This window comes from Blastomonas fulva (genome assembly GCF_003431825.1).
Lineage (GTDB): Bacteria > Pseudomonadota > Alphaproteobacteria > Sphingomonadales > Sphingomonadaceae > Blastomonas > Blastomonas fulva.
Window position 1 is genome coordinate 509,687 of record NZ_CP020083.1, and the last position, 24,594, is coordinate 534,280.

General features: G+C 65.4%; 28 protein-coding genes. 11 read left to right on the forward strand and 17 right to left on the reverse strand.

Annotation, left to right across the window (positions count from 1 at the left end):
* The first annotated feature begins 11 nt into the window (after positions 1-11).
* On the forward strand, positions 12-524 hold the full coding sequence (locus B5J99_RS02430) for a hypothetical protein (RefSeq protein ID WP_117351356.1): 513 nt from the start codon (positions 12-14) through the stop codon (positions 522-524).
* A gap of 19 nt (positions 525-543) precedes the next feature.
* Here B5J99_RS02430 and B5J99_RS02435 read toward each other — a convergent pair whose 3' ends face one another.
* From B5J99_RS02435 to B5J99_RS02465, 7 genes are all read right to left on the reverse strand, one after another.
* Entirely contained in the window at positions 544-816 is a 273-nt protein-coding gene (locus tag B5J99_RS02435) for a hypothetical protein (RefSeq protein ID WP_054134031.1), read from the reverse strand.
* Positions 813-2,408 (reverse strand): PepSY-associated TM helix domain-containing protein, encoded by a 1,596-nt coding sequence (locus B5J99_RS02440; protein WP_162892420.1) that lies wholly within the window; start codon positions 2,406-2,408, stop codon positions 813-815. The genes B5J99_RS02435 and B5J99_RS02440 overlap by 4 nt, the downstream gene beginning before the upstream one ends.
* 19 nt (positions 2,409-2,427) lie before the next feature.
* The gene (locus B5J99_RS02445; protein ID WP_083231439.1) at positions 2,428-2,739 is read right to left on the reverse strand and encodes a hypothetical protein; all 312 of its coding nucleotides are present in this window, start codon (positions 2,737-2,739) and stop codon (positions 2,428-2,430) included.
* A gap of 228 nt (positions 2,740-2,967) precedes the next feature.
* Positions 2,968-3,570: a hypothetical protein gene (locus tag B5J99_RS02450; protein WP_117351358.1), complete on the reverse strand. Its 603-nt coding sequence runs from the start codon at positions 3,568-3,570 to the stop codon at positions 2,968-2,970.
* Complete coding sequence (locus tag B5J99_RS02455; protein ID WP_117351359.1) at positions 3,567-4,772, reverse strand: M48 family metallopeptidase; 1,206 nt, start codon at positions 4,770-4,772, stop codon at positions 3,567-3,569. The genes B5J99_RS02450 and B5J99_RS02455 overlap by 4 nt, the downstream gene beginning before the upstream one ends.
* The gene (locus B5J99_RS02460; RefSeq protein WP_117351360.1) at positions 4,769-5,542 is read right to left on the reverse strand and encodes a hypothetical protein; all 774 of its coding nucleotides are present in this window, start codon (positions 5,540-5,542) and stop codon (positions 4,769-4,771) included. Before B5J99_RS02460 ends, B5J99_RS02455 begins: the two co-directional genes overlap by 4 nt.
* A 106-nt stretch (positions 5,543-5,648) precedes the next feature.
* Positions 5,649-6,320, reverse strand: coding sequence for a YggS family pyridoxal phosphate-dependent enzyme (locus B5J99_RS02465; RefSeq protein ID WP_117351361.1), 672 nt, complete (start codon positions 6,318-6,320; stop codon positions 5,649-5,651).
* Between the two features lie 23 nt (positions 6,321-6,343).
* Here B5J99_RS02465 and B5J99_RS02470 point away from each other — a divergent pair, with 23 nt between their 5' ends.
* Complete coding sequence (locus B5J99_RS02470) at positions 6,344-6,901, forward strand: thiamine phosphate synthase (protein WP_117351362.1); 558 nt, start codon at positions 6,344-6,346, stop codon at positions 6,899-6,901.
* 64 nt (positions 6,902-6,965) lie between these two features.
* Here the strand turns inward: B5J99_RS02470 and B5J99_RS02475 are convergent, their stop codons facing one another.
* Positions 6,966-7,394 (reverse strand): hypothetical protein, encoded by a 429-nt coding sequence (locus B5J99_RS02475; protein WP_117351363.1) that lies wholly within the window; start codon positions 7,392-7,394, stop codon positions 6,966-6,968.
* 185 nt (positions 7,395-7,579) lie between these two features.
* Positions 7,580-8,203, reverse strand: coding sequence for a hypothetical protein (locus B5J99_RS02480; RefSeq protein ID WP_245991719.1), 624 nt, complete (start codon positions 8,201-8,203; stop codon positions 7,580-7,582).
* Between the two features lie 436 nt (positions 8,204-8,639).
* Here B5J99_RS02480 and B5J99_RS02485 point away from each other — a divergent pair, with 436 nt between their 5' ends.
* The 5 genes from B5J99_RS02485 to msrB all read left to right on the forward strand — a co-directional run bounded on the left by B5J99_RS02485 (position 8,640) and on the right by msrB (position 13,775).
* On the forward strand, positions 8,640-9,086 hold the full coding sequence (locus tag B5J99_RS02485; RefSeq protein WP_054134022.1) for a DUF3576 domain-containing protein: 447 nt from the start codon (positions 8,640-8,642) through the stop codon (positions 9,084-9,086).
* A gap of 24 nt (positions 9,087-9,110) precedes the next feature.
* Positions 9,111-11,624, forward strand: a complete 2,514-nt coding sequence (gene leuS / locus B5J99_RS02490) for a leucine--tRNA ligase (RefSeq protein ID WP_117351365.1) — start codon at positions 9,111-9,113, stop codon at positions 11,622-11,624.
* 154 nt (positions 11,625-11,778) lie between these two features.
* Positions 11,779-12,279: an LPS assembly lipoprotein LptE gene (gene lptE, locus B5J99_RS02495; protein ID WP_054134020.1), complete on the forward strand. Its 501-nt coding sequence runs from the start codon at positions 11,779-11,781 to the stop codon at positions 12,277-12,279.
* Between the two features lie 13 nt (positions 12,280-12,292).
* A complete protein-coding gene (gene holA, locus B5J99_RS02500; protein WP_117351366.1) occupies positions 12,293-13,330 on the forward strand; it encodes a DNA polymerase III subunit delta in 1,038 nt (345 codons plus the stop codon).
* A 46-nt stretch (positions 13,331-13,376) separates the two neighbouring features.
* On the forward strand, positions 13,377-13,775 hold the full coding sequence (gene msrB / locus B5J99_RS02505; protein ID WP_117351367.1) for a peptide-methionine (R)-S-oxide reductase MsrB: 399 nt from the start codon (positions 13,377-13,379) through the stop codon (positions 13,773-13,775).
* A gap of 51 nt (positions 13,776-13,826) precedes the next feature.
* Here the strand turns inward: msrB and B5J99_RS20035 are convergent, their stop codons facing one another.
* The 3 genes from B5J99_RS20035 to B5J99_RS02520 form a co-directional block, all read right to left on the reverse strand.
* Complete coding sequence (locus B5J99_RS20035) at positions 13,827-14,129, reverse strand: Smr/MutS family protein (protein ID WP_342768895.1); 303 nt, start codon at positions 14,127-14,129, stop codon at positions 13,827-13,829.
* A 330-nt stretch (positions 14,130-14,459) separates the two neighbouring features.
* Complete coding sequence (gene mltA / locus B5J99_RS02515; RefSeq protein WP_117353325.1) at positions 14,460-15,773, reverse strand: murein transglycosylase A; 1,314 nt, start codon at positions 15,771-15,773, stop codon at positions 14,460-14,462.
* Positions 15,774-15,796: 23 nt separating this feature from the next.
* A complete protein-coding gene (locus tag B5J99_RS02520; protein ID WP_150126268.1) occupies positions 15,797-16,459 on the reverse strand; it encodes a Tim44/TimA family putative adaptor protein in 663 nt (220 codons plus the stop codon).
* 215 nt (positions 16,460-16,674) lie between these two features.
* Here B5J99_RS02520 and B5J99_RS02525 point away from each other — a divergent pair, with 215 nt between their 5' ends.
* From B5J99_RS02525 to B5J99_RS02540, 4 genes are all read left to right on the forward strand, one after another.
* Positions 16,675-17,181, forward strand: coding sequence for a protein-export chaperone SecB (locus B5J99_RS02525; RefSeq protein ID WP_069050719.1), 507 nt, complete (start codon positions 16,675-16,677; stop codon positions 17,179-17,181).
* A 28-nt stretch (positions 17,182-17,209) separates the two neighbouring features.
* Positions 17,210-18,787 carry a murein biosynthesis integral membrane protein MurJ gene (murJ, locus tag B5J99_RS02530; RefSeq protein WP_117351369.1) on the forward strand — a complete coding sequence of 526 codons (1,578 nt, stop codon included), beginning with the start codon at positions 17,210-17,212 and terminating at the stop codon, positions 18,785-18,787.
* Positions 18,788-18,829: 42 nt separating this feature from the next.
* On the forward strand, positions 18,830-19,834 hold the full coding sequence (gene trpS, locus B5J99_RS02535; protein WP_117351370.1) for a tryptophan--tRNA ligase: 1,005 nt from the start codon (positions 18,830-18,832) through the stop codon (positions 19,832-19,834).
* Between the two features lie 112 nt (positions 19,835-19,946).
* On the forward strand, positions 19,947-20,648 hold the full coding sequence (locus B5J99_RS02540) for a DUF4136 domain-containing protein (RefSeq protein WP_054134013.1): 702 nt from the start codon (positions 19,947-19,949) through the stop codon (positions 20,646-20,648).
* A 57-nt stretch (positions 20,649-20,705) separates the two neighbouring features.
* Here the strand turns inward: B5J99_RS02540 and dut are convergent, their stop codons facing one another.
* The 5 genes from dut to B5J99_RS02565 all read right to left on the reverse strand — a co-directional run bounded on the left by dut (position 20,706) and on the right by B5J99_RS02565 (position 24,574).
* On the reverse strand, positions 20,706-21,170 hold the full coding sequence (gene dut, locus B5J99_RS02545; protein WP_117351371.1) for a dUTP diphosphatase: 465 nt from the start codon (positions 21,168-21,170) through the stop codon (positions 20,706-20,708).
* Positions 21,157-22,371: a bifunctional phosphopantothenoylcysteine decarboxylase/phosphopantothenate--cysteine ligase CoaBC gene (gene coaBC, locus B5J99_RS02550; protein ID WP_117351372.1), complete on the reverse strand. Its 1,215-nt coding sequence runs from the start codon at positions 22,369-22,371 to the stop codon at positions 21,157-21,159. Before coaBC ends, dut begins: the two co-directional genes overlap by 14 nt.
* 33 nt (positions 22,372-22,404) lie before the next feature.
* Positions 22,405-22,737 (reverse strand): hypothetical protein, encoded by a 333-nt coding sequence (locus B5J99_RS02555; protein WP_162892421.1) that lies wholly within the window; start codon positions 22,735-22,737, stop codon positions 22,405-22,407.
* A gap of 67 nt (positions 22,738-22,804) precedes the next feature.
* Positions 22,805-23,218 carry a hypothetical protein gene (locus B5J99_RS02560; protein WP_117351374.1) on the reverse strand — a complete coding sequence of 138 codons (414 nt, stop codon included), beginning with the start codon at positions 23,216-23,218 and terminating at the stop codon, positions 22,805-22,807.
* Between the two features lie 147 nt (positions 23,219-23,365).
* A complete protein-coding gene (locus B5J99_RS02565; protein WP_069050726.1) occupies positions 23,366-24,574 on the reverse strand; it encodes a trans-sulfuration enzyme family protein in 1,209 nt (402 codons plus the stop codon).
* Between the last annotated feature and the right edge of the window lie 20 nt (positions 24,575-24,594).

Consider the following 24,594-nt stretch of genomic DNA (forward strand, 5'->3'; position numbering starts at 1 on the left):
TTAAACGAGCCATGACGGTCATGGCTGCCGCGCTGCTGGCAGTCCCGGCAACAACCATGCCGACGCATGCAAGGGATGCCGCCGCTCCGCTGAATTATCTGGTGGGCGAATGGACCGGTGAAGGGTGGGTCGACATGGGGCAAGGCCGCATGGAATTTCGCCAACACGAGCGGATCACCTCGAGGCTCGATGGCAACATCATCACCATCGAGGGCACCGGGAGCGATCCCGCCAATGCAGGCGTGACTGTGTTCGAAGCGTTTGCCGTGCTCAGCGCCAGCGGCAAACCCGGCGAGTTCACCATGCGCAGCTATACGCGCGAAGGTCAGGCCGGAACATTCCCCGCCGTGCTGGAGACCCCGAACCGGCTGGTGTGGACAATCACGGTGCCGGGCCGGCTGATCCGCTATCGCAGCGAAGTGACAGGCGATCGCTGGATCGAAACTGGCGAAGCTTCGGTCGATGGCGGATCGAAATGGATGAAGTTCTTCGAGATGACGCTCGATCGGATGCCCGCAGGCTAGCAACCACCTGCGCGCAATCTCAGCGATCGTCTGCTGGTGTGCGTGCGACGACGAGCCAGGCCAGCACGGTGATCGCACCGCACCAGGCGAGAAAGGCGCTGAGTTCGCCCAGGGCGAGCAGCCCCGCGCCGGGGGCAAAGGCGAGCGCCCAGCCAGCGCGCCTGTAGCGGGGCAAGGCGCGGGCACGGTTGAGGCGGAAGACGCGGATGCGCTTGGTGTCGGTATACAGCAGATAGATGACCGCCAGCAGGCTGATGGCGGTAGCGGCGGCAAACAGCGACAGCGTGCTCATTCGGCTGGCACCGCTGCCGAGGCCTGCCCCTCGCCGCGCGCCGATCTGCCGATGGCATCGCCGCGCCGCGAGCGATGGAGCGCAAACACTCCGCCCGCCAGCAGCATCAGATCGATCATCACCACCACGGCTTGGCCCGCCCCCACCAGATCCGGCCAGCCCTGCCCGCCGGTCGCCAGCCGCGCCAGCGGCAGCGCGACCATCGCCAGCCCGAGCACCGCCATGAACACCGCGCTCGCATCGCCGCGGCGGATCAGCACGCCCGCCAGCAACACCGCGAAGGCGCAACCCCAGACGAAACCCAACGCGGTGCCGGACACCGGATCGCCCGCGGGATAATTGCGCAGAAAGCCCAGCGCCGCGCCGGTCAGGCCGATCGGAACGCCATAGCCCACCATCGGGATCGCGACCCCCAGCACCCGGCCCGAAGGCATATCGGGCCTGCGCTCGACCCACAGCCTGAGCCCGGTGAGCGTGACATAGCTCGCCGCCAGACCCAGCGAGACCCAGATCAGCTTGGAGAGCAACCCGGCGAAATGACCGAAGTGCAGCGGCCCCATCCAGGCATAGACCGTGCTGCCGAACGAAGGCCTGGTACCGAGGTCGGGCTTCACCCCGTGGTAGCGCCCGCTCGCCATGTCATAGACATGCATGCTGGCCTCGACCGCGCGGCCCGAGGGCAGGTGATAGAGATATGCCCTGGAATCGGCGGTGCCCCAATGCGCGATCGAAACGAAGCTGGGCTGCGTCCCGGTCCGCGCGACCGATCGGGCGATCATAGAGTCCAGATTGGCCATGTCCGCCGGACGCTCGCTGACCGTTTCGGGTGCACCGACAAGCGTTTCGGTCATCTTTTCCTGGTCACCGCCAAAGGCCACCATCGCCACGATCGGCAGCCCGATGGCGCCTGCAAAGCTGAAGAAAGTGCCGGTAAAGGCAAGCAGAAATCCGAACGGCAGGCTCCAACTGCCCGCCAGAATGTGCCGGTCGCGCCGGTTGAGCAGGCGGCTCGACAGCCGCGGCGCGACGAACAGGTCCTTGATCAGGTGGCGGTGGAGGATGATGCCGGAGATCACCGCGAACAGCATCACGAAGCCCGCAAGCCCTGTGAGATACAGCCCCACCGGGTCGGGCGCGTGCAGGCTGATGTGCAAGATCGAGATGAAATAATCGAGCGCACTGTCGCGATCCTCGGGCAGTTCGCTGCCATAACCCTCGTCGCGCGCGGCAACCTTGAGCGTGCCGGGTTCAAGCAGGAAACGCACGCCGACATCGTCGGGCTTGCCCGCCGAGTTCACGCCATGGGTGTGGAAGAACACCAGCATCGTCCCCGACGCATTGGGATAGATCTTGATGTCCTCGCGATATTTCGGCTCGACCGTCTGAGCAAGCTGCCTGACCCTGGCATCGAGCGGCTGGCTGAACGGCGCTTGCGTCCTCGCGCCGCTGATCGACCAGGCGCCGATCTCCTGCGACAGCACCGCCACGGTGCCAGTGATCACCACGACATAGAGGAACAGTCCAAGCAGCACGCCCGACCAGCCATGCACCGCGAGCAGCCTTTTGGAGGTTGCCTGATTGACGAGACTCATGTGCGCGATCCCCTGAGGCTCAGAAACGGCTGTAGATGAGCGCGGCATTGGCCAGGATGATCGCCGTGATCACCCCGGTACCGCGCAGCGGCCGCGCCTCGATCAGCGCGTAGAGAAAATAGACAGCCCATAGCGCCGGAAAGAGAAGGATCGGCCAGATCAGATTGTCGATCCCGGCAGCGCCGCCGGGCAGCCACAGCGGCATCGAGGCCATGGTCACGACCGCAGCGATCAGCGCGAGCGGACCCGCCATTACCCAGCGCAGCACAGTATCGCGCGCAGGCATCCCGCCCGCACCCGTTCCGCTGTGTTGCACTGTTTCCTGCGGCACCGGCCATCGCCTCTTTTGATCTGATGTGGCGCGCATGGGTTTGCGCCGCCGAGATGCCAAGGGTCTAAAGCGCATGGATTGCTAATGCAAGTGATTCTCATAATGATATGATCCGGCGCAGTGTTCGAATGCGCAAGACCGTCGCGAGCGGCGGGGACCCGGCTCTGTCACAGCTAGAATTGCCAGGCACCTGTCCGATCGTTCAGCAAGGCGAATGCGGCGCTTGGCTCAGGGCAACCGCGCGCTGTCGGCAAGCTTGCGGAAATCCTCGATGCCGGCTGCGAAATAATGCAGGCGCGGCGCCTCGAAGCTGATCATGTAGAGCTTGCCCGCAATGATCGCCGCGCGCGCCTCGCCCCGGCGGGGCAATTCGTCCTGATCGACGAACTCATAGGTGAAATGCACCCCGTCCGCGCCCAGAAACCGCCCCGGTTCGATCCCTGTCATCTGGAACGATCCGCTGCGCTTGTAGGTGCGCCAAGTGGTCTCGAGCAGCTCGGGCACTTCGACCAGCAGGGTGGCCTTGGTGAACCTGGGCAGCGGCTCGCGCTTCTTGCTGCGTTCACGGACCAAGGGCTGGCCCGGCGTGATCGCAGCGAAGAAGGTCACATCATTGAGCTGCTCGCCATCGACCGTCCAGTGCTCGGTGTTCTTGCCAAGGCGCACATCGAGCCGGTTCCAGTCGCGCGACGGCGTGACGGTGAGCGGCGTATCGGCAACCGCAACAGGCGCGCCACGCTCGCGCAACTTGTGCGCATGGGCGGCAAACGGAGCGGATGCCAGCGCTACGGCCAGCCATCCGACCAGCAGACCAATCGGAGCGTCCTTCATTGTGCGGCTCCTTGGTCGGGGATCATCATCCGGATCAACCGGGCATCGGATGCATCGGGCTTGAGATCCAGATAGCGTTGCAGCGCGGCCTGCCCTGCCCCGGCCTGCCCGGTCTTGAGCAGCGACAGACCAAGACCGCGGTTCGCCTCTGCATGCGCGGGGTCGAGCGCGATCGCGTCTGCATAGAATTGCGCGGCGTTGACCAGGTCGCGCGGGGCGCCGCGCATCCGGTAAAGCTCGCCGCGCGCATGGTGCAGCTGCGCGGTCCAGCCGCCTTGCGCCAGCGCCTGGAGCAGATACTCGCTCGCACCGAAATCGTTGAGCTTGATCTGGTCGTCGAGGAACATGCCCAGCCACGGCGCAAGCGCCTCGCGATAGCGCTCAGCGCCATCGTCGCGCGTCGCGGCATCCGGGCGGGCGAGCTCGGCCAGATATCCTGCGCGTTCGGCATTGGGCGGGTGCGAGGCCGCAAAGGCGATGGCATCGAACTTGGGCTTCTTCAGTCCTCGGCCACGCGCAGATGCCTCCGCCTCTGCCATCAGGTTATCCCACATTTGTGAAGCTGCCTGCGGTCGCAACGCGCTGTTGTTCAAATAGGCAATTGCGAGCCGGTCTGCCTCACGTTCCTGATCCCGCCCATAGCGGTACAGGTTGCCGTAAATGGAGAACTCGAGATTACGGTACGTCCGAACGACGTCATACGATGGAGCGAGGCTCCCCAGAACCGCCGCCCAGGCGAGGACATCGGTGCCCGATCGCCGTGCCTTGAACTTCCCAAGGATATGCCGATTTTCGAAATGACCGAACTCATGACCGAGCACCGTCCCCAGTTCAGCCTCGTTCTGCACGCGCAGCAACAGCCCGGTGAAGACACGCATGGTGCCGTTGGCCGTCATGCTGGCGTTGAAAAATGGCGCGCGCACGATGTAGATGCGGACCGCGTTGCAGCGATCTGACCCGACCGTATCGCACAGCACCTTGCGCACATACGCGTTCAAAGTCTCGTCGCGGATGACGAGATCGGATTGCGCGAGGACGGCTTCTTCCTCATCCATCTCGCGCCACCAGCCGATTTCATCCACGCCCACCGGCTGATAGGCTACGGTATAGGGTGGCACAAGCGCAGGTTGCGCGGTTGCCTGACCCGCCCCTGCGAGCCACGCCAGCGCGACACACGCTGCAAGGAAAGCCCGCGTGATCATTTGCCGGGTCCGGCATCGGGGGCAGTTTCGCTTTCGGCGATCATGCTTCCCGGAAAATCCTCGAGCAACTGCCGGATACGCTTTTCGGCGCCATCCTTCTCGCGCACATCGCCGCCCATCTGCGCGTCGGCATTGAGCCACAGCAGTTCGCCGGTCTTCAGGTCGACAAGCCCGGCATAGCCGACATGCTCGCCCGACGAGACGCCGACGCCGGCCAGCGCACCAACCAGTTGCAGCATCTTGCGCCCGGTCGATCCGTAGACATCACGGTTATAGATGAATAGCGCATAGTCCGCGCCCTCAGCGCCGGGCAGGTTCCCGACGCCTTCGCCTAGCGACCAGTCAAAGACCTCCGCCTTGTTGTCGCGCTTCTTGGTTGGAAGGCGGTTGCCGACGAAGAACTGGTACTGGATCACCGCCTGCGACACCGCCGCAAACAGCGCCATGTGCTCGTTCAAGGCGCGGGCGTCCTCGCCATAGGCTGGCGGCGCGATGATGACGTCATTGCCCAGGCTGCGTTGCAGCCCATCCAGCGCGATACCGATATTGGCGCGGGCCTGCTCGGTCCAATCTGAATTGGGTTCGAACATGCCTCCGGTGGACTGTTCGCCAACCCGCATCGTGGGACGCATCAGCAGGATCTTCTTGCCGCTTTTGGCTGGCAGGGCAAATCCCTGCCGGGTTGCGGATCGCTCTTGAGCGTGGATTGGACCACCGGCGAACGACAGGATCAAGAGCGCAGCAAGAATATGAAGAATAAATGTTCGCATCGTGGCCCCCGCAACGGGGACAAGTTATAGACTAAGGTTTGGACTGCGTGCCAGTATTGATGTCCAGATAGATCCAATCTGGAGCAGATTGCCGATCCGATACTTGTCAGCGGGCCCCGAACAGAGCAGAGCCGATGCGCACATGCGTCGCGCCCATGCGGACCGCGGTCTCATAGTCGCCCGACATGCCCATGCTGAGCTGGTCGAGCCCATGATCGCGTGCCAGCTTGGCGAGCAGCGCGAAGTAGGGCGAGGGTTCGACATCGGCGGGCGGCACCGCCATCAGGCCGACGACCGGCAGGCCCAGCGCGCGCACCTGTTCGAGGAACTGCGGCAGATCGGCAAGCGCGCAACCGCCCTTCTGCTCCTCCTCGCCGATATTGACCTGGATGAAGCACGGCACCTGCCGCCCCGCCTTGGTCATCGCGGTGGCGAGCGCCTTGGCGAGCGACATGCGGTCGAGCGAGTGGATGACATCGAACAACGCGACGGCATCGTCCGCCTTGTTCGATTGCAGCTGGCCGACCATGTGCAGTTCGAGATCGGGATAGCGCGCGCGCAGTTCGGGGAATTTGGCCTCGGCCTCCTGCACCCGATTTTCGCCGAACACCCTTTGCCCCTGCGCGATCAGGTCCTCGATCGCCTCGACCGGTTTGGTCTTGGAAATCGCAATCAGCGTGGTCGCTCCCGTCGGGCGTCCGGCGATCTTCTCGGACTGGGCGATATTCGCGCGGATCGTCGCGAGCGGGGTGTCTGCGGCAAGGCTATGCGTGGTCATGGGGCGGGGCTATAAGCCGGGTCATGCGCCGCCGCCAGCCCGGAAAATCAGCCCTGCCGCGAATCTGGCTGATCAGCGATGCGCGCAACGATGCGCAGCTGGAACGGTCGATCGCGAGGCTGTCGCACGGATCGGGGCTGGTGTTCCGCCATTACCACCTCCCGCCCGAAGCGCGTCGCGCACGGTTCGACCGGCTGGCAAAGCTGATCCGCAGGCGCGGCGGGGTGATCGTGCTGGCAGGCGATGCCCGGATGGCACGGCGCTGGCGGGCGGACGGATATTATGGAGCGCCCGGCGGCGGCGCAGCGAACGGCTTGATCGGGCTGCTTACGGTGCACGACATGCGCGAACTTGCCCACGCCCATGCCTCTGCAGCGGACCGGGCGGCAGCGCTGATCTCTCCGGTGTTTGCCACGCGAACGCATCCGGGCGGCATGGCGCTGGGCGTCGCAAGGTTCGCCAGCCTCGCGCGGCTGTCACAGTTGCCGGTCGTGGCCTTGGGCGGCATGACGCGGCGACGGTCGCTCCAGATTGCGGCAATCACCACCGGCTGGGCTGCGATCGACGGGTTGTCGGCGTAACGGCTGACCTGTGCTTCGCCGAGACGGCATGGGCCCAACTGCTGACGACTGAGTCGTTGGTGCTTCAGACGCGAGAGGGAACGAAATTCGCGGCGAACGTGCGCGCGCCTGCCTTTGCCAGGCAGCTAATGACGGCAAGCTCGCCATCCTTGCGGCGATGCATCCTGCAGGTGCCTGTCGCGGACAGCCGCCGCCCGTCGCGAAGCGTCACTTGCGATATGGCCATCGTGTCGCTGGACATGCTCCCAGTGAACCGCGCCATCGAACCCCAGCTGCGCTGGGCGAAATCGAGCGTCGCACGCGCCGAGCCCTGGTCGATCTCCACCGTGTCACATAGGATCAAGACGGTCTCGGCGCGGTTTTTCACCACCTTTTCGGGGTACTGGCAGCGACCGTCTATCGAGGTCTTCCGCGAATCCTGGGCGCACAGCGGCGCTGCAGCGGCGAGCGCCAACAGGGCTATCGTCCGGATCGGCAGTGTCATCGATGTCATGCACCGATCATAAGGTAAAAAGGCCGGCGGCTCAATGGTTTGGGGGCGAGGCGCGTTTCGACGAAGGCCCTTCGCGGCTGAGCGTCAGTTCAGGGTGCTGCAATTGACCAATCGCTTGCCCGATGCCCGAGGCGCAACGCCAAGGCATGGGGTCTTAACGGTGATGTCAGCAAACGGCCGGAAGGTCAGAAGCGGAATTCGGTTCCGACATAGACAGCCTGGCTGTCATACTGCTCGTTGGTGAGCCCGGTCAGGCGGTCGCGTTCACTGCGCAGGCGGATACCTGCGGTAACGTCGAGATTGCGTGTGACCTTGTAAGCACCACCAACATCGAGCGAATAGCTGCCCTGATCGTTGAACGGACGAACCGCACGGGTGGTGGGCGCCTGGATGTCGTCCACCTCGATCCGCGGGCTGAAGCGGCTTTTGCGTGCCGCACTGTCGCCGCGACCCAGCAGGGCGATATCGGGCAGCGCTTCATCGGGCTGGCGGATGCTGGATGGCAGCGCAAACTTGGTGAAGCCCTTGGCGACGCCCAGGCTGAAGGCGGTGGGCGTGATCTGGACCAGACCTGCACCCTGGCCGCTGTCGCTGGCAAGATCAGGACGGATGTTGATAGCCTTGGCCGAGTCGGGGCGCACGCGCACCGCGATGGTGAGCGCGCGGCTGCCGCTGGTCGCCGATGCGGCAGGGGTGAAGCGGAACATCTTGTCGCCGCGCAGCGCGGAGAATTTCAGCTTTTCAGCAAGACGGGGGTCAACCGAAGCGGGCGTGAACGATCCGATCCCGCCGCGGGCGTCTATGGACACCGGGCGCGAATCGAAACCGGAGGAAAATGCCAAGGCAATCGACGGCACCAATGCCGCAGTCCCGAGCAAAAGCCCCGAAATCGTCAGTTTTTTAACAACTCCCGCGTTCATGTCTATTTCCGACCCCGCCTCGTCCCTGCTTGTAGCGTTACCACAAAATCGGGCCCTTGAATGCCCATTGTCAGGAACCCCAAAAATAATCTGAAACCGTTGCACACAATCCACAATGCCGGCCTTGACCTGGCCATAACGCCGATCTCGACCTGATGGTGGCGCATGCGCACCCGTCCCGGTCGGGACTCGGCATGAGCCAGATTAGCGCGCGCAAACTTGCTGCTGCATGAACGCTTCCGGGCGTGCGCAAGTGCTTGCCCACGCCCGCAAAGCAACTATAGAAGGCCGCTGTTTCATGCGTCAGTTGTGTAAGGATTCCGCCATGCCTGTTCTTCCTTTCGCCCGCGTCGCGATCTGCGCTGTCGGCACCCTGACGCTGCTGTCTGCATGCGGTGGCGGCGATCGCGAGCGGCCCGAAGCGGACATCGCCGCCAGCCAGGTCACAACCATCGGCGTGAACAGCTATCTGTGGCGCGCCTCGCTTGACGCATTGTCGTTCATGCCGCTGCTGCAGGCAGACAGTGCCGGCGGCGTGATCGTGACCGATTGGTACGCCAACCCGCAGACCCCGGGCGAGCGGATGAAGGTGACGGTGTCGATCCTCGATCAGGATTTGCGCGCCGATGCGCTGCGCGTCGCCGCCAGCCGCCAGCTCAGCCAGAACGGCCAGTGGGTCGATGCCCCGGTCCGCGCTGCCACGGTGCAGAAGCTCGAAGAAATCATCCTCACCAAGGCCCGCGATCTGCGCCAGTCCGCCATTCGCGAATAACCCGACCCCTCCAGAGGCGATACAATGAACGAGAAGACGCGGTTCAATCCGCTGGCCGCCGATTCCCGCTGGCAATCGGTGTGGGACGAACGCCAGTCCTTCAAGGCGGACAGCAACAGCCCCAAGAAAAAAGCCTATGTGCTCGAGATGTTTCCCTATCCATCGGGACGCATCCATATCGGCCATGTGCGCAACTATACCATGGGCGATGTCATCGCGCGCTATCGCCGGATGCAGGGCTTTGAAGTGCTGCACCCGATGGGCTGGGACGCCTTCGGCATGCCCGCCGAAAACGCCGCGATGGAAAAGGGCGTCCACCCCGGCGGATGGACCCGCGACAACATCGCCGCGATGCGCAAGCAGCTCAAGCGCCTCGGCTTCGCGCTCGACTGGAGCCGCGAACTCGCCACCTGCGAGCCCGAATATTACGGTCACGAACAGGCGCTGTTCCTCGACCTCTATGCTGCTGGCCTGGTCTATCGCAAGGAAAGCGCGGTCAACTGGGACCCGGTCGACCAGACCGTGCTCGCCAACGAACAGGTCATCGACGGCAAGGGCTGGCGCTCGGGCGCGCAGGTTGAACGGCGCAAACTGAGCCAGTGGTTCCTCAAGATCACCGATTTCGCCGACGAATTGCTCGAAGGCCTGGATACGCTGACCGACTGGCCCGAAAAGGTCCGCTCGATGCAGGCGAACTGGATCGGGAAGTCGCAGGGACTGACCTTCAGCTTCAACGTCAGCGGTGACGCGACCACCATCCCCGTCTATTCGACCCGGCCCGACACGATCTTCGGCGCGAGCTTCGTCGCCATCGCTGCCGATCACCCGATCGCGCAGAAGATCGCTGCGGACAACGCCGACGCCGCCACGTTCATCGAGCGCTGCAAGGCGGGCGGCACCACCGCGGCCGAGCTGGAGACCGCGGAGAAATTGGGCTTCGACACCGGGCTGCGCGCGATCCATCCGTTCGACCCGAGCTGGGAACTGCCGGTGTTCATCGCCAATTTCGTGCTGATGGACTATGGCACCGGCGCGGTGATGGGCGTGCCTGCGCACGACCAGCGCGACCTCGATTTCGCGCGCAAATACATGCTGCCGGTGCCGCGCGTCGTCGCCGCCGAAGGTGACGAGAACGTCGCAATCCAGACCGAGGCCTATACCGGCCCCGGGCGGATCATCAATTCCTCGTTCCTCGACGGCATGGGCGTCGACGAGGCCAAGGCCGCGGTCATCGCGCGCGCCGAATTGGAAGGCTGGGGCGAAGGCACCACCGTGTGGCGGCTGCGCGACTGGGGCGTTTCGCGCCAGCGCTACTGGGGCACGCCGATCCCGTTCATCCATTGCGAGGATTGCGGCGTCGTTCCGGTGCCCAAGGACCAGTTGCCCGTCGTGCTGCCCGAGGATGTCAGCTTCGAGATTCCGGGCAACCCGCTTGTGCGCCACCCGACCTGGAAGCATGTCGATTGCCCCAACTGCGGCAAGCCCGCCGTGCGAGAGACCGACACGCTCGATACCTTCGTGGATTCGAGCTGGTATTTCCTGCGCTTTGCCAGCCAGCCCGACGACAAGCCGTTCGACCCGCAGGAAATCGCCAAATGGCTGCCCGTCGGCCAGTATATCGGCGGGGTCGAGCATGCAATCCTGCACCTGCTCTACGCCCGCTTCTGGACCCGCGCGCTTGCCCGCATCGGCAAGATCGAGGTGACCGAACCCTTCGCGAGCCTGTTCACCCAAGGGATGGTGACGCACCAGACCTGGCAGGACACGAACGGCAAATGGCTGGGCCCCGATCAGGTTGAAAGGCGCGGCGAAGACTGGATCATCACCGACACCGGCGAGGCGGCAATTGCCGGGCGAGTCGAGAAGATGTCCAAGTCCAAGAAGAACGTGGTCGATCCCGATGCCATCGTCGATCAGTACGGCGCGGACGCGGTGCGCTGGTTCATGCTCTCCGACAGCCCGCCCGAGCGCGACCTGCCGTGGAGTGAGTCGGGCATCGAGGGCTGCTGGCGTTTCGTCCAGCGGCTGTGGCGGGTGTTCAACTCGGTCGAGGCTGCCGAGGGCGAGGACAAGCCGCTCGAACGCAAGCTGCACCAGAGCGTGGACCTGATCGGCAAGGACATCGAGGCGCTCGCCTTCAACAAGGCGGTCGCGCGGATCTATGAGCTGACCAACGCGATCGAGAAGGCCGAGAAATCCGCCAGCCGCAACATCGCGATTCGTGCGCTGGCAAGGCTGGTGGCGCCGATGGTGCCGCATCTGGCCGAAGAGGCCTGGGAGCTGATGGAAGGCCATGGCCTGATCGCCGATGCAAGCTGGCCCGAGGTCGACCCGGCGCTGCTGGTCGAGGACGAGGTCACCATCGCGGTGCAGATCAAGGGCAAATTGCGCGACACGCTGACCGTCGCCAAAGGCCTGCCCAACGAGGAGCTCGAACGGCTTGCGCTGGCATCGGACAAGGTGCAGCGTAGCCTGGACGGCGCCGCGATCCGCAAGGTGATCGTGGTGCCTGACCGGCTGGTCAATCTGGTGGTGTGATGGCTTCACGTACCGTTTTCCGTCACCCTGAACTTGTTTCAGGGCCCATTTATCCCCACGCGGCTTCGGCTGCTGGGGCACGATGGGTGCTGAAACAAGTTCAGCATGACGGGGTTGGTAAGGTTGCCCCCCTTTCCTGCACTGGAGCGATTTGATGCGCCGCCTTCTCCTCCCTCTCGCCCTAGCTGCAAGCCTTTCAGCCTGCGGCATGCAGCCGCTCTATTCCTCCGGCACGCAGGGCGCAGTTGCAACGACGCTGGGCGATGTCACCGTTGCCCCGATCCAGGGCCGCGCCGGCTGGCTGGTCAAGAACGCGCTTGATGATCGGCTCGACGCGCTGGGCGGCGGCAACAGCCGCTTCCAGCTGCAGGTGGTGCTCGACGACAAGATCACCGGCTTCGGTCTGCTCGCCAACGACCAGGTGACGCGCGAACGCCGCACGCTGCGCGCGCGCTATCAGCTGGTCGAGGCCGCCACCGGCGAGATCGTGCTCGATGCCACCGCCGCATCGGATGCGGGCGTGGATATCGTCAGCAGCGAATATGCCACGATCGCAGCGGAAAACCGCGCGCTGGAAAACCTGTCGCTCGAGATCGCCGACCAGATCGTCACCCGGCTGTCGCTGTTCGCGCGCGAGGTATCGCAGGCGCAATGAGGTTCAGGGCGCAATGAAGGCGGACGCCGCAGCGATCCGAGCCCTGGCGCGCAAGCCGCGCCCCGATATCCGGCTGTATCTGATCTTCGGCACCGATGATGGCGGCAACGCGGCGTTGGCGGGCGAGCTGATCGCCGGGTTCGGCAAGGGCATCGAGCGTACCGATCTCGACGGATCGCAGCTGTCGCGCGACCCTTCGCTGCTCCCCGCCGAGGCCGCGTCGATGTCGCTGTTCGGCGACACCCGCTACATTCGCGTCACCACCAGCGGAGAGGAAAGCCTTGCCGCGGTCGAGGCGCTGCTCGCGGCGGACAAGGCGATCAACCCGGTGGTGATGCTGGCGAGCGGCATCAGCGAGAAATCGCGCATCGCCAAGCTGGCGCTCGCCGCGCCCAATGCCATGGCGGTGCAGACTAAGCTGCCCGGTCCCGACGACATGGCGCGGATCGTCGCAGAGTTAGGGCGCGAGGCAGGACTGACCATCGAACCCGATCTCGCGCACGTCATCGCGGGCTTCACCGCGGCCGATCGCAGGCTGGCGGCGCAGGAGATCGAGAAGCTCTCGCTCTATCTCGATGCGAGCCCGCAGGACCCCAAGGCCGTGACCCGCGAAGCGATCACCGCGCTGCGGGCCGATGCCGAGGACGATGCGATGCAGCCGATTATCTCGGCGGCGCTGTCGGGCGATCTCAGGCGCTTGCCCGAGGAACTGAAGCGGATGCGCGAACAGGCGGTGTCCGAGGTTGGGCTGGTGATCGTGATGCAACGCCAGGTCATGCAGCTTGCTGCCGCAGCGCAGCGCATGGGCAGCGCACGTGATATCGGCGGATGGGTAACTCAAGAGATGCGCAGCCGCAGGCTTTGGGGCGGCGGCAGCGCGCAGGACTGGACGCGGCAGCTGCGCGCCTGGGGCCGCCCGCAGCACATGGCGCGGCTGATCGAGCGGCTGCTCACCCTGCAACAGGCGATGATGCGCGCTACCCCGGGGCCTGCGCTGCTGCTGGAGCAGGAATTGCTCGAAATCGCCCGGGTCGCCGCACGCGCGTCTTGACTGTATCTCCAGTCGGCCCATGTTGTGATCTCCCCAGGAGACACACATGGCAGACACCAAGATCAGCGACACCGAATGGCGCGCGAAGCTCAGCCCCGAGCAATATCACGTGCTGCGCGAAGGCGGCACCGAGCGGGCCTTTACCGGCAAGTACAACGACCACAAGGGCGATGGCATGTACCGCTGTGCCGGATGCGGCGCGCCTTTGTTCGAATCCGACGCCAAGTACAACAGCGGCTCGGGCTGGCCGAGCTTCACCACCCCGATCGAAGGCGAGGCAGTCGCCGAGATCGTCGACACCAGCCACGGCATGGTCCGTACCGAAGTGCGCTGCGCGCGCTGCGACGGACATCTGGGCCATGTGTTCCCCGATGGTCCCGGCCCCGAAGGCCTGCGCTATTGCATGAACAGCGCCTCGCTGGAGTTCGATCCTAAAGAGGATTGAGGACTGCGTCACCCCAGCCTGCGCGGGGGTAACGAGCCAGCTATCGGGGCCTCATCCCCGCCGCCGCCTCAGCACGATATACAGCGCCCCATCCCCGCCATGCCGGGGATGGGCGTTGCGCACCGCGGCGATCTCGCTCGCATGGCGTGACGAGGCCAGCCAGTCCGACACCGCCCCGCGGATTGCGCCGCGTCCGCTGTCGGGCGCGCGCGCCTTGCCGGTGATCAGCAGCATCAGCCGCATGTCCGCCGCCTTGGCTTGCGCCAGCGCCATGTCCAGCCGCGCATAGGCGCTCGCCAGCGTGTGCCCGTGCAGATCGATCGTGACATCGGGCTGCACCCCGCCCTTGGCCATCCGCCGATCCCAATGCCCGTCGAGATTCCCCGCGACCGAGGGCCGCGGCGCTTGCGTGAACGTCCAGGAGGGGGTGGGTTTGTTCCCTCTCCCCTCCCGCAAGCGGGACGGGTCGGCCAAAGCTGCAGGCTTTGCGCCGGGGGTGGGCAAGATAGGAAGACCTGGCTTTACAGGCCCACCCCCGGGTTGCCCGGCCTTGCCGGACATCCCTGCCGCTCCCGCAGGCGGGAGCGGAGAGGTTTGCACCTTGTCCTTGAATGGCTCGACGGTCGCGATCACCCGCTTCCACAGGGCCGCTTCCGCATCAGAAAGCGGCCTTCGGCTCATCGCTCAGCGCGCCTGCTGCGCCAGCCGGTCGTAACTGCCGCGCGGCAGCAGGATCAGCGCAAGCCCGCGCGCGGACATGCCGCCGGCAATCACCTTGGCCTGCTCGCCCGCACCCCAGAAGGTATCGAAGCGGTTCGCACCCTTGATCGCGCCGCCGGTATCCTGCGCCACCCACAATCCGTTGGGCTCGGCGCGGTCCATGCCCAGAAACACCGGCGCGCCCAAAGGCACGAACTTGGGGTCGGCGGCGACGCTGCTGCCCGCCTCGACCTGATAGCCCAAAGCGCCCAGCGGGCCGGGTCCGGTCAGTTCGCGGAAAAAGACGAAGCTCTTGTTTTCGCGCATGATGCTGCGGCCCTCTTCGGGGTTGGCGCGCAAATAGGCGACGATACCCTGCATGCTCGCCTGGCCGGGTGCGAGCAGGCCCCGGTCGCGCATCAGCGCGCCGATGCCGGTGTAATCGCGGCCGTTCTGGCTGGCATAGCCGATCCGCACCACCGACCCATCGGGCGCGCGCAACCGTCCAGAGCCCTGTACCTGCAGGAAGAAGAAATCGATCGCATCCGCCGCCCAGGCGATCACCGGCGCGCGGCCACCCAGCGATCCCTGTTCGATCTGGGTGCGGTCATCATAAGGGACAAGGTCGGTGCCCTTGAGCTTGCCGCGCACCCGCTTGCCCGCCCATTCGGGAGAGAATTGCGACAGATCGACATCGATCAGGTCCGACGGGCGGCCATAGACGGGGACTTCAAACCCCGCAGAGCGGGTGCGCGATCCGGCGATCTCGGGTTCGAAATAGCCGGTGGCAAAGCCTGCCCCCTCGCCCACCTGAACCGCTTCGAGCTGCTCTGTGAAGAACCGCACCGCGTCGGTGTCGGGCCATCCGGCAGCGGCTGCGCACGGAGCGCGCCAGTCTTCGGGACGGGTAAGGCCGCTGGCATCCTGGCGTTTGGTGACCGCAGGACAGGTGAGCCGGAAAGCGACCAGCGCGGCGCGAGCGTCATCTTGGGTGATCGGCAGGCTGGCGATGGCAGGGCCGCGGCGCAGCACCTGGCCAGCAGCCTGGGTGATATCGGCGCTGGCGGTGATCGCCGCGCCGGACATTGCGGGCAGAGGCGTTGCGCGGGGAATGACGTAGCTGGATGCAGGGCCGCTAGGCGCAGGCGCGGGGGCCTGCTGCGCGGGACCTGTTGCGGGGGGTGCGCTCTCGTAGGGCAGCCGCGCGGGCGGCGGCGCCGAACTGGTCTCGCCCGAGGGAACGACACCCGCACAGGCGGTGAGCGCCAGCGTCAGCAGACCGATCGCGAACCGGCGCATGGCAATCCCCCGGGGCGCGGACATCAGGCCTGATCGGTTTCGACCAGAATCCAGTTGGGATCGTTGCTGCGCAGGTCGCGGGCAAAGGTCCACAGATCGTGCGTCGCTACCGCGTCGGTCAGCGATCCGGCGACAAGCTCGCCATCGGGGCCGCGAACGACAGCCGCGATATCGGCATCGAACCGCACGGTGATGCGGGCATTGGGCGCGTCATATTCGGCGTCGACGATGCGCGCCTCGTCGATGCGCACCAGGCGGTTTTCCAGCGTTTCGCCGCGCGCGGTGCGCTGGTCGATCGAGCTGGAGAAACTTTCATAGACCTCGTCGTCGCACAGCGTGCGAAGGTCTTCGCGGTTGCCCGCCCAGAATGCTTCGAGGATCATGCCATAGGCAGCCTTGGCGCCATCGCGGAACCGCGCCACGTCGAAGCTGCGGTCGGCGGCGAGCATCTGGCGGATGCCGGGCTCGGCGGCAATATCGAATACGGTCGAGGTTCCCGGCGTCATCGCAGCGGGCTTGTCATCCAGCTGCGGCCGCTCGATCGCGGTGGGGCGCTTGGCGACGGGCGTGTCCATGCCGCGGGTCAGCGGTTCCTGCTCATGCCCGGTGCGTTTGCCCAGGACCGAGTACAGGCGGAGGCCCAAAAACGCTGCAACCATGGCCAAGATGATGATTTCTACCGTCACAAGTCTTCCCGTTTGCCCGCCCGCTTAAACCACTGTGCTGCTAAAAGGTCAGCGCGAATGCATAACATAGGGCATGTCGGCCAATATGCAAATTGCTTTGGCCGACAAAAACTTGCATCGCCCAGTGCTTTCGTGGTGCTTGCACCGCACGGGAAGCACGATTAGAGCGCCGCGCAAGACGCGCTGGCTGCGCCTAGCATTGAAAGGGACTATCCATGGCCGAAGACGGCACCGTGAGCTCGCAAAATCCGGCGCTGAATGGCGCTTCCGGCCCGCAGGCGGGCCTGATCTCGCAATATGTCAAGGACCTGTCGGTCGAAAACCCCAATGCGCCCGACAGCTATCAGTGGCCGGGCCAGCTGGCATTCGACGTGCAGTTCCGTGCCGAATCGCGCCAGCTGAGCGAAGAGGTGCACGAGATGATCTGCACCTACACGATCGCTGCCAAGGCCGAACAGGGCACCGCCTATCTGGTCGAATTGGCCTATGGCGCGCTGGTCGGCATCCGCGGCATGGATGAAGAGCAGGTCCGTCGCTTCCTGTTCGCCGACACCCCGCGCATGGTGTTCCCCACCATCCGCCTGATCCTGGGCAACGTCATCCGTGACGCGGGCTATCCGCCGCTGGTGCTCGAGCCGATTGATTTCACGACCCTGTACGAACAGCAGAGCCAGGACCCCAATTTCGGCGCAGCGATGCCGCCTGCCGAAGGCAACGCCTGACGCCCGGCTGCGATAGGGCGCACCCGGCATGAACCTGCTCCGCGCCGTATCGACCATCGGCGGGCTGACCCTGGTAAGCCGGGTGCTCGGCATGGTGCGCGACATGCTGATGGCGCGCTATGTCGGGGCCGGAATGGCCTCGGACGCGTTCCTGATCGCGTGGCGGCTGCCCAACCTGTTCCGCGCGCTGTTTGCCGAAGGCGCGTTCGCCGCGGTCTTCGTGCCGATGTTCAACCGCAAGATGGCAGAGGCCGACACTGCCGAACCCGGCAGCGGCATGGTCGCGGCGCGCGCCTTTGCAGGCCAGGTGCTGTCGGTGCTGCTGCCGGTGCTGATCGTGTTTACCGCGGTCATGATGCTGGCCGCAGGGCCGGTGGTCTACGCAATGACCGGCGGCTTTCCCGATGGCGGGCCTGAAAAGTTCGCGCTGGCGCGGCACCTGACGATCATTACCTTCCCGTATCTGGGGCTGATATCGCTGGTGTCGCTGCTCGGCGGCATCCTCAATTCGATCAACCGCTTCTGGGTCAACGCCGCAGCGCCGATATTGCTCAACATCTGCATGATCGCAGCCTTGCTGCTGTTTCGCGGGCAGAGCGAGGCGGAGACCGCGGTCACCCAGGCGATTGCAGTCACCGTATCGGGCGTGCTGCAGCTGCTGTGGCTGATCATCGCCTGCCGCCAGAGCGGGGTGAGCCTCAAGCTCTCGCGCCCGTGTCTGTCGCCCGACGTCAAGGCGATGCTGGTGCTGATCGCACCCGCCGCGATCGGCCAGGGCGCGATCCAGTTCAACCTGCTGATCTCAACCTCGCTCGCCGCGCGCTATCTGGGGGAAGGCTCGGTGTCCTGGATCTATTACGCCGACCGGCTGAACCAGCTACCCTTGGGCCTGATCGGCATCGGCGTGGGCACCGCGATCCTGCCATTGCTCTCGCGCCAGATCGGCAGCGGCAACCCGGATGCGGCCAACAACACCCAGAACCGCGCGCTCGAACTGGCGCTGTTCCTGGCGCTGCCCGCTGCAGTCGCGCTGGTCGTGGCAGCGGTGCCGATCATTCACGGCGTGTTCCAGTACGGTGCGTTCACCGCCGCCGATACCGTCGCGACCGCGCGCGTGCTGGCCGCCTTTGCCTGCGGCGTTCCGGCCTATGTGCTGATCAAGGTGCTGACCCCTGGCTTTTATGCCCGCGCCGATACCAAGACCCCGGTGCGGCTGGCACTGGTCGCGATGCTGGTCAATCTGGTGGGCAACCTCATCCTGATCTGGCCGCTGGGCCATGTCGGCGTGGGCGTCGCCACCGCGATTTCGGCGTGGGTCAATGTCGGCCTGCTCTTCGGCGTGCTCTACAAGCGCGGCCACATCCAGCCCGACGCGCGGCTGATCGCCAAGGCATGGCGCATCCTCGTCGCCGCTGCCGTGATGGGCGTGGCGCTGTGGCTGGGCAGCAGGCTGGCCGACAGCTTCATGGACGGCAGGCTGATCGAACGGATCACCGCACTTGCCGTCTTGTGCGGCGGCGGCGGGGCGTTGTATGGGCTGGCGGCGCTGGCGCTGGGCACCTACCGGCTTGGCGACATCAAGACGATGCTGCGCCGCAAGGCGTGAAGCAGCGCGAAACTCCCGCATCCAGCGAAAGAGAAGATCATCATGCGCGTCCTTTCCGGCATCCAGCCGACCGGCAATCTGCATCTGGGCAACTATCTGGGCGCGATCCGCAACTGGGTGAAGATGCAGGACGAGATGGATGCGAATAGCGCGTGCTATTTCTTCCTCGCCGACCTGCACTCGATCACCGTCAGCGAAGAGCGCGAAACCCGCATCCGCAATGTGCGCGAGATGGCCGCGGCGCTGATCGCGTGCGGGATCGATGCCGACCGCAGCGTGCTGTTCAACCAGGCCCGCGTGCCCGCGCATGCCGAGCTCGCCTGGCTGCTCAACGGCACCGCGCGGATCGGCTGGCTAAACCGCATGACCCAGTTCAAGGACAAGGCCGGCAAGAACCGCGAAGGCGCCAGCATCGGCCTGTTCGTCTATCCGGTGCTGCAGGCCGCCGACATCCTGCTGTATCAGGCGACGCACGTCCCGGTGGGCGAGGACCAGAAGCAGCATCTGGAGTTGACCCGCGACATCGCGACCAAGTTCAACACCGATTTCGGGGTCGAGCTGTTCACCCTGCCCGATCCGTACATCCCCAAGGAATCGGCACGGATCATGTCGTTGCGCGATGGCACCGCCAAGATGTCCAAGTCCGACCCCTCGGAGATGAGCCGCATCAGCCTGACCGACGACGACGATGCGATCGCGCAGAAGATCCGCAAGGCCAAGACCGACCCCGAGCCCCTGCCCGAGCTGGCATCGGCTCTGGAAGGCCGCCCCGAGGCGCTCAACCTTGTCGGCATCTATGCCACGCTGACCGAACAGACCCCCGATGCGGTGTGCGCGCAGTTTGCAGGCCAGGGCTTCGGCGCGTTCAAACCCGCGCTCGCCGAGGTGCTGGTCGAGACGCTGCGCCCGATTCGCCAGCGCTTCGTCGCGCTCAAGGATGACGACACCGCGCTCGATGCGATTCTGACCAAGGGGGCGCAAAAGGCCCGCGCCGTCGCGCAGCCGACGCTTGATGCAGCCTATGACGCGCTGGGGCTGATGCGCTGAACCCGGGCTTGCACCGATTTTGCGTTCAAACGGGGTTCATTCGCGGCAAACTAGGCTTATATCCATATTCGGGTCGCGCAGGGTCGCGCGGGCCCGTGATGGAGATCAGACAATGACCGCTCGCAGCCGCTTTACCCGCCGCGCCGCGTTGTTCGCCGTGCCCGCGCTGGCGCTCGCACTTTCCGCCTGTGCCACCCCGTTCAAGGCCGATGTCGCTCGCTTCCAGGCTTTGCCCGCTCCCCAGGGACAAAGCTTCATCGTCACCGCCTCCGATCCGCGGCTGCAGGGCGGGCTCGAATTCGGTCAATATGCAGGGCTGGTCACACGGCAGATGACGCAGCTGGGCTATGTCCCCGCCAATGACCCTGCCCGTGCGGACATGGTGGTCAGCTTTGCCTATGGCGTCGACAATGGCCGAGAAAAGGTCGTGTCGGACGGCTTCGGCGGCGGCTTTGGCGGTGGCTGGGGCGGCTTCGGTCCTGGCTTTGGCCCCTGGGGCGGCGGCTTCGGCCGGCGCGCCTTCGGCTTCGGCTTCTACGATCCGTTCATCTTCGGCCCCGGCTGGAACAACGATGTCCGCAGCTACACCGTCTACACCAGCGCGCTGGACCTGAAGATCGACCGTGCGGCCGACAACCAGCGTCTGTTCGAAGGCAAGGCCGAAGCCCAGTCGCGCAGCAAGAACCTGCAATATCTGGTGCCCAACCTGGTCGATGCGATCTTCACCGATTTCCCGGGACGCTCGGGCGAGACCGTCCAGATCTCGATCGCGCCCGAAGGCAAGAAGGTCAAGCCGATCCGCGAACGTCGGTAACCTCGGAAGCCTGTCTGGGATATCCCCTCCCCTCCCGCTTGCGGGAGGGGAAAACTGCTAAACCCCCGTCGAGCCGAAGCCGCCTGCGTCGCGCGCGGTTGTGTCGAGATCGTCGACTTCCACGAACCCGGCGCGCTGCACCGGAGCGGCCACCAGCTGCGCGATGCGGTCGCCCCTGCGGATCGGGAAGGGCGCATCGCCATGGTTGATCAGGATGACCTTCAATTCACCGCGATAATCGCTGTCGATCGTGCCCGGGGTGTTGGGCACGGCGATGCCGTGCTTGAGCGCTAGCCCCGAGCGCGGACGCACCTGCACCTCATAGCCATCGGGGATGGCGATCGCGAAGCCCGTGGCGACCGCGTGCCGCTGGCCCGGCAACAGGTCGAGCTCTTCGGCGGCGACCACGTCCATCCCCGCTGCGCCCTCGGTCGCATAAACGGGCAGCGGCAGCCCGTCGCCATGCGCCAGCCGCCTCACCCGGATGGTGATCGGCGGCAGCGGGTGTTCAGCGGACGGCATCGGCGATTTTCTCCATGAGTTTGCGGGCGACCTGATCCTTGGGCAGATCGGCCCAGCTTTCGACGCCCTGCCCGGTGACGATGTGCACCGCGTTGTTCTGGCCGCCCATCACGTCACCCGACACGTCATTGGCGACGATCCAGTCGCAGCGCTTGCGCGCCAGCTTGGCCTGGGCGTGCGCGACGACGTGTTCGGTTTCGGCGGCAAAGCCGATCAGCAGCGCCGGACGGCGCGGATCCCCCGCAAGCCCGGCAAGGATATCGGGATTTTCCGCCAGCTGCAGCACGGGCAGCGCGCCGCCGGTTTTCTTGATCTTCTGGTCGGCTGCATCGGCGGTGCGCCAGTCGGCGACAGCCGCGACCAGAATCGCGATGTCGGCGGGCAGCGCGGCATCGACCGCAGCGGCCATCTCGCGCGCGGTCTCGACATCGATCCGCGTGACCCCCGGCGGGGTCGCCAGATGCACCGGGCCTGCGATCAGGTGAACCTCGGCGCCCATTTCGGCCGCCGCAGCCGCGATCGCAAAGCCCTGTCGCCCGCTCGACCGGTTGGCAATGTAGCGGACCGGATCGATCGGTTCGTGGGTAGGGCCTGCGGTGATCAGCACGCGTTTTCCCCGCAACGCCTCTCCCCTCCCGCCTGCGGGAGGCGAGGACGATGCAGAGCCGAGAGCGCGCTCGATTTCGGCCATGATCGCCACCGGCTCGGGCAGTCTGCCCGGGCCGTACTCGCCGCACGCCATCGCGCCGTCATCGGGATCGACCACCTGCACCCCGTCGCCGCGCAGCTTCGCGACGTTGCGCTGGGTTGCCGCGTGCTGCCACATGCGCACGTTCATCGCGGGGACTGCCAGCACCGGGGTGTCGGTGGCGAGCAGCACAGTGGTCGCAAGGCTGTCCGAAATCCCCGCCGCCATCTTGGCGAGCAGATCGGCCGTCGCCGGGCACACCACGATCAGGTCGGCCTCGCGGCTGAGCTGGATATGCCCCATCTCGGTCTCGTTCTTGAGATCCCACAGCGTGGTGAACACCTCGTTCTCGCTCAGCGCCGCCAATGTCATCGGGGTGATGAACTGCGCGCCGCCGTCGGTCAGGACGCAGCGAACGGTCATTCCCGCCTTGCGGATCAGCCGGATCAGCTCGCACGCCTTGTAGGCTGCAATGCCGCCGCCGACGATGAGCAGGATATGGGGTGTCTTCATGGCCAGCAGCGGTAAATGCTGCGCGCGTCGCGGTCAACGATACTGCCAGCCATCAAGCAGCCGGCTATCGCCCGGCGCAAAGCTCTTGCGATAATCGGCATCCGGGCGGCTCTCGCCGCAACGATAGAGCGGACCTGCCACCAGCCGCCGCCGCACCAGCCACGTCAGGACCAGCGCGTAAGTGAGGCCGCACAAGGCTGCGCCGATCAGCTGCCCGGAAACCGGGTCCAGCGCGATCACCCCATGCGGCAGGAACCGGGCCGCACCGGCCAGACCGAGCAGCCCGACGATATGCGCGCAGGCAAGCGTTGCCAGCATCGCCGCCAGATGGTCCCGGGCCTTGTGGAGGAGTGGATGACGGATCATGCTCTCTGCCTACACCCGCGCGCGGCCGCGCGCTGTGAGGCAGATCGCAGGATGGCGCGAAAAACGCCTACTGCGCGCGCGCCAGAACCTCGGGCAGATAGCTCTCGCCCAGCGTCCCGCACGAATCGGCGAGGCCCTCGAGATCCTTTGCCATGCTGCTGCTCTCATCGAGCATCGCGACTGCGAAAAGCTCAGCCTGCTCCTCGAGAGCGGCCTCGGCCTTGCTGGTGTTGCCGCCCGGCGCCAGCAGCACCGCACCGGTCATGAACGCGGTGGCAAGATCGGTGGCATCCTTGGCCATCTTCTTGTCGTCGCCTGCAATAACTGCGGCTGCTGAGAAGAATGCCGCGCAGCTGAGCAGCGTTTCATGCCCCTCCTTGTCGGACAGTGCCGACTGCGCCTGGGCAGGCACGGCGACAAGGCCCAGCAGCGCGGTGCAGGCAGCGATGCGCGTGAAGAGGAAGGATGCAGGCAGGGTCATGGGTTCACGTCCGATGGCAGGGACCCTGTCGGGCCAGGTGGCTGATACGGCGCGACCCGCTGGCGCCCAGGGTGGCGGGTTTGCGCGGCCTTGGCAAGCCGGGGAAAGATGGCCGCGCGCGTGTCGGCCAGCAGCACCGAGATGCCGTCAGAGCCCGATCGTTCGCAGAGCCTGGTCGAGATCCTCGATCACATCGTCGACATCCTCCAGCCCGACATTGAGCCGCAGCATGTCCTCGGTGATGCCCACCGCCAGCCGCGCCTCTTCACCAAGACCGTGGTGCGTGGTCGAGCTGGGGTGCGTCATCAGCGAACGCGAATCGCCGATGTTGTTCGAGATATCGACCAGCTCGAGCGCGTTGAGCAGGCCGTGCGCGCGCGCGCGGCCACCGCCGACATAGACCGAGAAGATCGGCCCTGCGGCCTCCATCTGCGCCATCGCGAGGTTGTGCTGCGGGTGGCTGGGCAGGCCCGGATAGTTCACCCGCTCGACCCGGCCTTCGAGGAAGCTCGCCACCTTCATGGCATTCTCGCTCTGGCGGCGGATGCGCAGATCGAGTGTTTCGAGCCCCTTCAAGACCACCCAGGCATTGAACGCGCTCAACGTCGGGCCGGTGTTGCGTGTGAACGGCAGCAGCGTGTTGGTAATGAAATCGTCGGTGCCGCACACCGCGCCTGCGAGCACGCGGCCCTGGCCGTCCATCATCTTGGTGGCGCTATAGGCAACGACATCGGCGCCATATTCCATCGGCCGCTGCAGCACGTTGGTGGCAAAGGCATTGTCGACGACGCTGGTGATGCCGCGCGCGCGCGCGATGTCGCACACCGCCTGCATGTCGATGATGTCCATCGTCGGGTTGGCAGGCGTTTCGAAGAAGAAGACACGGGTGTTGGGCCGGATCGCGGCCTCCCACTGGTCGAGCTCGCGCCCGTCGATGATCGTGGTCTCGATGCCGAATTTGGGCAGCAGCGTGTCGGTCAGCCAGCGGCACGACCCGAACAATGCCCGGCTGGCCACGACATGATCGCCCATCTGCAGCTGGCAGAGCAACGCGGCGGTCATCGCCGCCATCCCGCTGGCCATGCAGCGCGTGGCTTCTGCGCCCTCCATCAGCGAAATGCGCTTTTCGAGCATTTCCACAGTCGGATTCTGCAAGCGGCTGTAGGTCATGCCCGCCTGCTCGCCGTTGAAGCGTGCGGCGGCATCTTCGGCGCAATCATAGGCATAGCCCGATGTCAGGAACAGCGCCTCGGAGGTCTCGCCGAACTCGCTGCGCGCGGTACCCCCCCGGATCGCCCGGGTGGCGGGGCGCCAGCGGCTGGTGATGGCGGGGTCTTGTCCGGCGTTACGCTTCATCTGGGCGGTCCTGAGTTTGA

Bases quoted from the DNA above. Each gene is read 5' to 3' on its own strand.
- leuS (WP_117351365.1), top strand. From the start codon at position 9,111: ATGAACGAGAAGACGCGGTTCAATCCGCTGGCCGCCGATTCCCGCTGG.
- B5J99_RS02470 (WP_117351362.1), top strand. From the start codon at position 6,344: ATGCGCCGCCGCCAGCCCGGAAAATCAGCCCTGCCGCGAATCTGGCTG.
- coaBC (WP_117351372.1), bottom strand. From the start codon at position 22,371: ATGAAGACACCCCATATCCTGCTCATCGTCGGCGGCGGCATTGCAGCC.
- msrB (WP_117351367.1), top strand. From the start codon at position 13,377: ATGGCAGACACCAAGATCAGCGACACCGAATGGCGCGCGAAGCTCAGC.
- B5J99_RS02540 (WP_054134013.1), top strand. From the start codon at position 19,947: ATGACCGCTCGCAGCCGCTTTACCCGCCGCGCCGCGTTGTTCGCCGTG.
- trpS (WP_117351370.1), top strand. From the start codon at position 18,830: ATGCGCGTCCTTTCCGGCATCCAGCCGACCGGCAATCTGCATCTGGGC.
- B5J99_RS02455 (WP_117351359.1), bottom strand. From the start codon at position 4,772: ATGATCACGCGGGCTTTCCTTGCAGCGTGTGTCGCGCTGGCGTGGCTC.
- B5J99_RS20035 (WP_342768895.1), bottom strand. From the start codon at position 14,129: ATGGCCAAGGGCGGGGTGCAGCCCGATGTCACGATCGATCTGCACGGG.
- murJ (WP_117351369.1), top strand. From the start codon at position 17,210: ATGAACCTGCTCCGCGCCGTATCGACCATCGGCGGGCTGACCCTGGTA.
- B5J99_RS02430 (WP_117351356.1), top strand. From the start codon at position 12: ATGACGGTCATGGCTGCCGCGCTGCTGGCAGTCCCGGCAACAACCATG.
- B5J99_RS02565 (WP_069050726.1), bottom strand. From the start codon at position 24,574: ATGAAGCGTAACGCCGGACAAGACCCCGCCATCACCAGCCGCTGGCGC.
- B5J99_RS02475 (WP_117351363.1), bottom strand. From the start codon at position 7,394: ATGACATCGATGACACTGCCGATCCGGACGATAGCCCTGTTGGCGCTC.
- B5J99_RS02450 (WP_117351358.1), bottom strand. From the start codon at position 3,570: ATGAAGGACGCTCCGATTGGTCTGCTGGTCGGATGGCTGGCCGTAGCG.
- B5J99_RS02485 (WP_054134022.1), top strand. From the start codon at position 8,640: ATGCCTGTTCTTCCTTTCGCCCGCGTCGCGATCTGCGCTGTCGGCACC.
- B5J99_RS02560 (WP_117351374.1), bottom strand. From the start codon at position 23,218: ATGACCCTGCCTGCATCCTTCCTCTTCACGCGCATCGCTGCCTGCACC.
- B5J99_RS02465 (WP_117351361.1), bottom strand. From the start codon at position 6,320: ATGACCACGCATAGCCTTGCCGCAGACACCCCGCTCGCGACGATCCGC.
- B5J99_RS02435 (WP_054134031.1), bottom strand. From the start codon at position 816: ATGAGCACGCTGTCGCTGTTTGCCGCCGCTACCGCCATCAGCCTGCTG.
- B5J99_RS02460 (WP_117351360.1), bottom strand. From the start codon at position 5,542: ATGCGAACATTTATTCTTCATATTCTTGCTGCGCTCTTGATCCTGTCG.
- lptE (WP_054134020.1), top strand. From the start codon at position 11,779: ATGCGCCGCCTTCTCCTCCCTCTCGCCCTAGCTGCAAGCCTTTCAGCC.
- B5J99_RS02555 (WP_162892421.1), bottom strand. From the start codon at position 22,737: ATGATCCGTCATCCACTCCTCCACAAGGCCCGGGACCATCTGGCGGCG.
- B5J99_RS02440 (WP_162892420.1), bottom strand. From the start codon at position 2,408: ATGAGTCTCGTCAATCAGGCAACCTCCAAAAGGCTGCTCGCGGTGCAT.
- mltA (WP_117353325.1), bottom strand. From the start codon at position 15,773: ATGCGCCGGTTCGCGATCGGTCTGCTGACGCTGGCGCTCACCGCCTGT.
- dut (WP_117351371.1), bottom strand. From the start codon at position 21,170: ATGCCGTCCGCTGAACACCCGCTGCCGCCGATCACCATCCGGGTGAGG.
- B5J99_RS02525 (WP_069050719.1), top strand. From the start codon at position 16,675: ATGGCCGAAGACGGCACCGTGAGCTCGCAAAATCCGGCGCTGAATGGC.
- holA (WP_117351366.1), top strand. From the start codon at position 12,293: ATGAAGGCGGACGCCGCAGCGATCCGAGCCCTGGCGCGCAAGCCGCGC.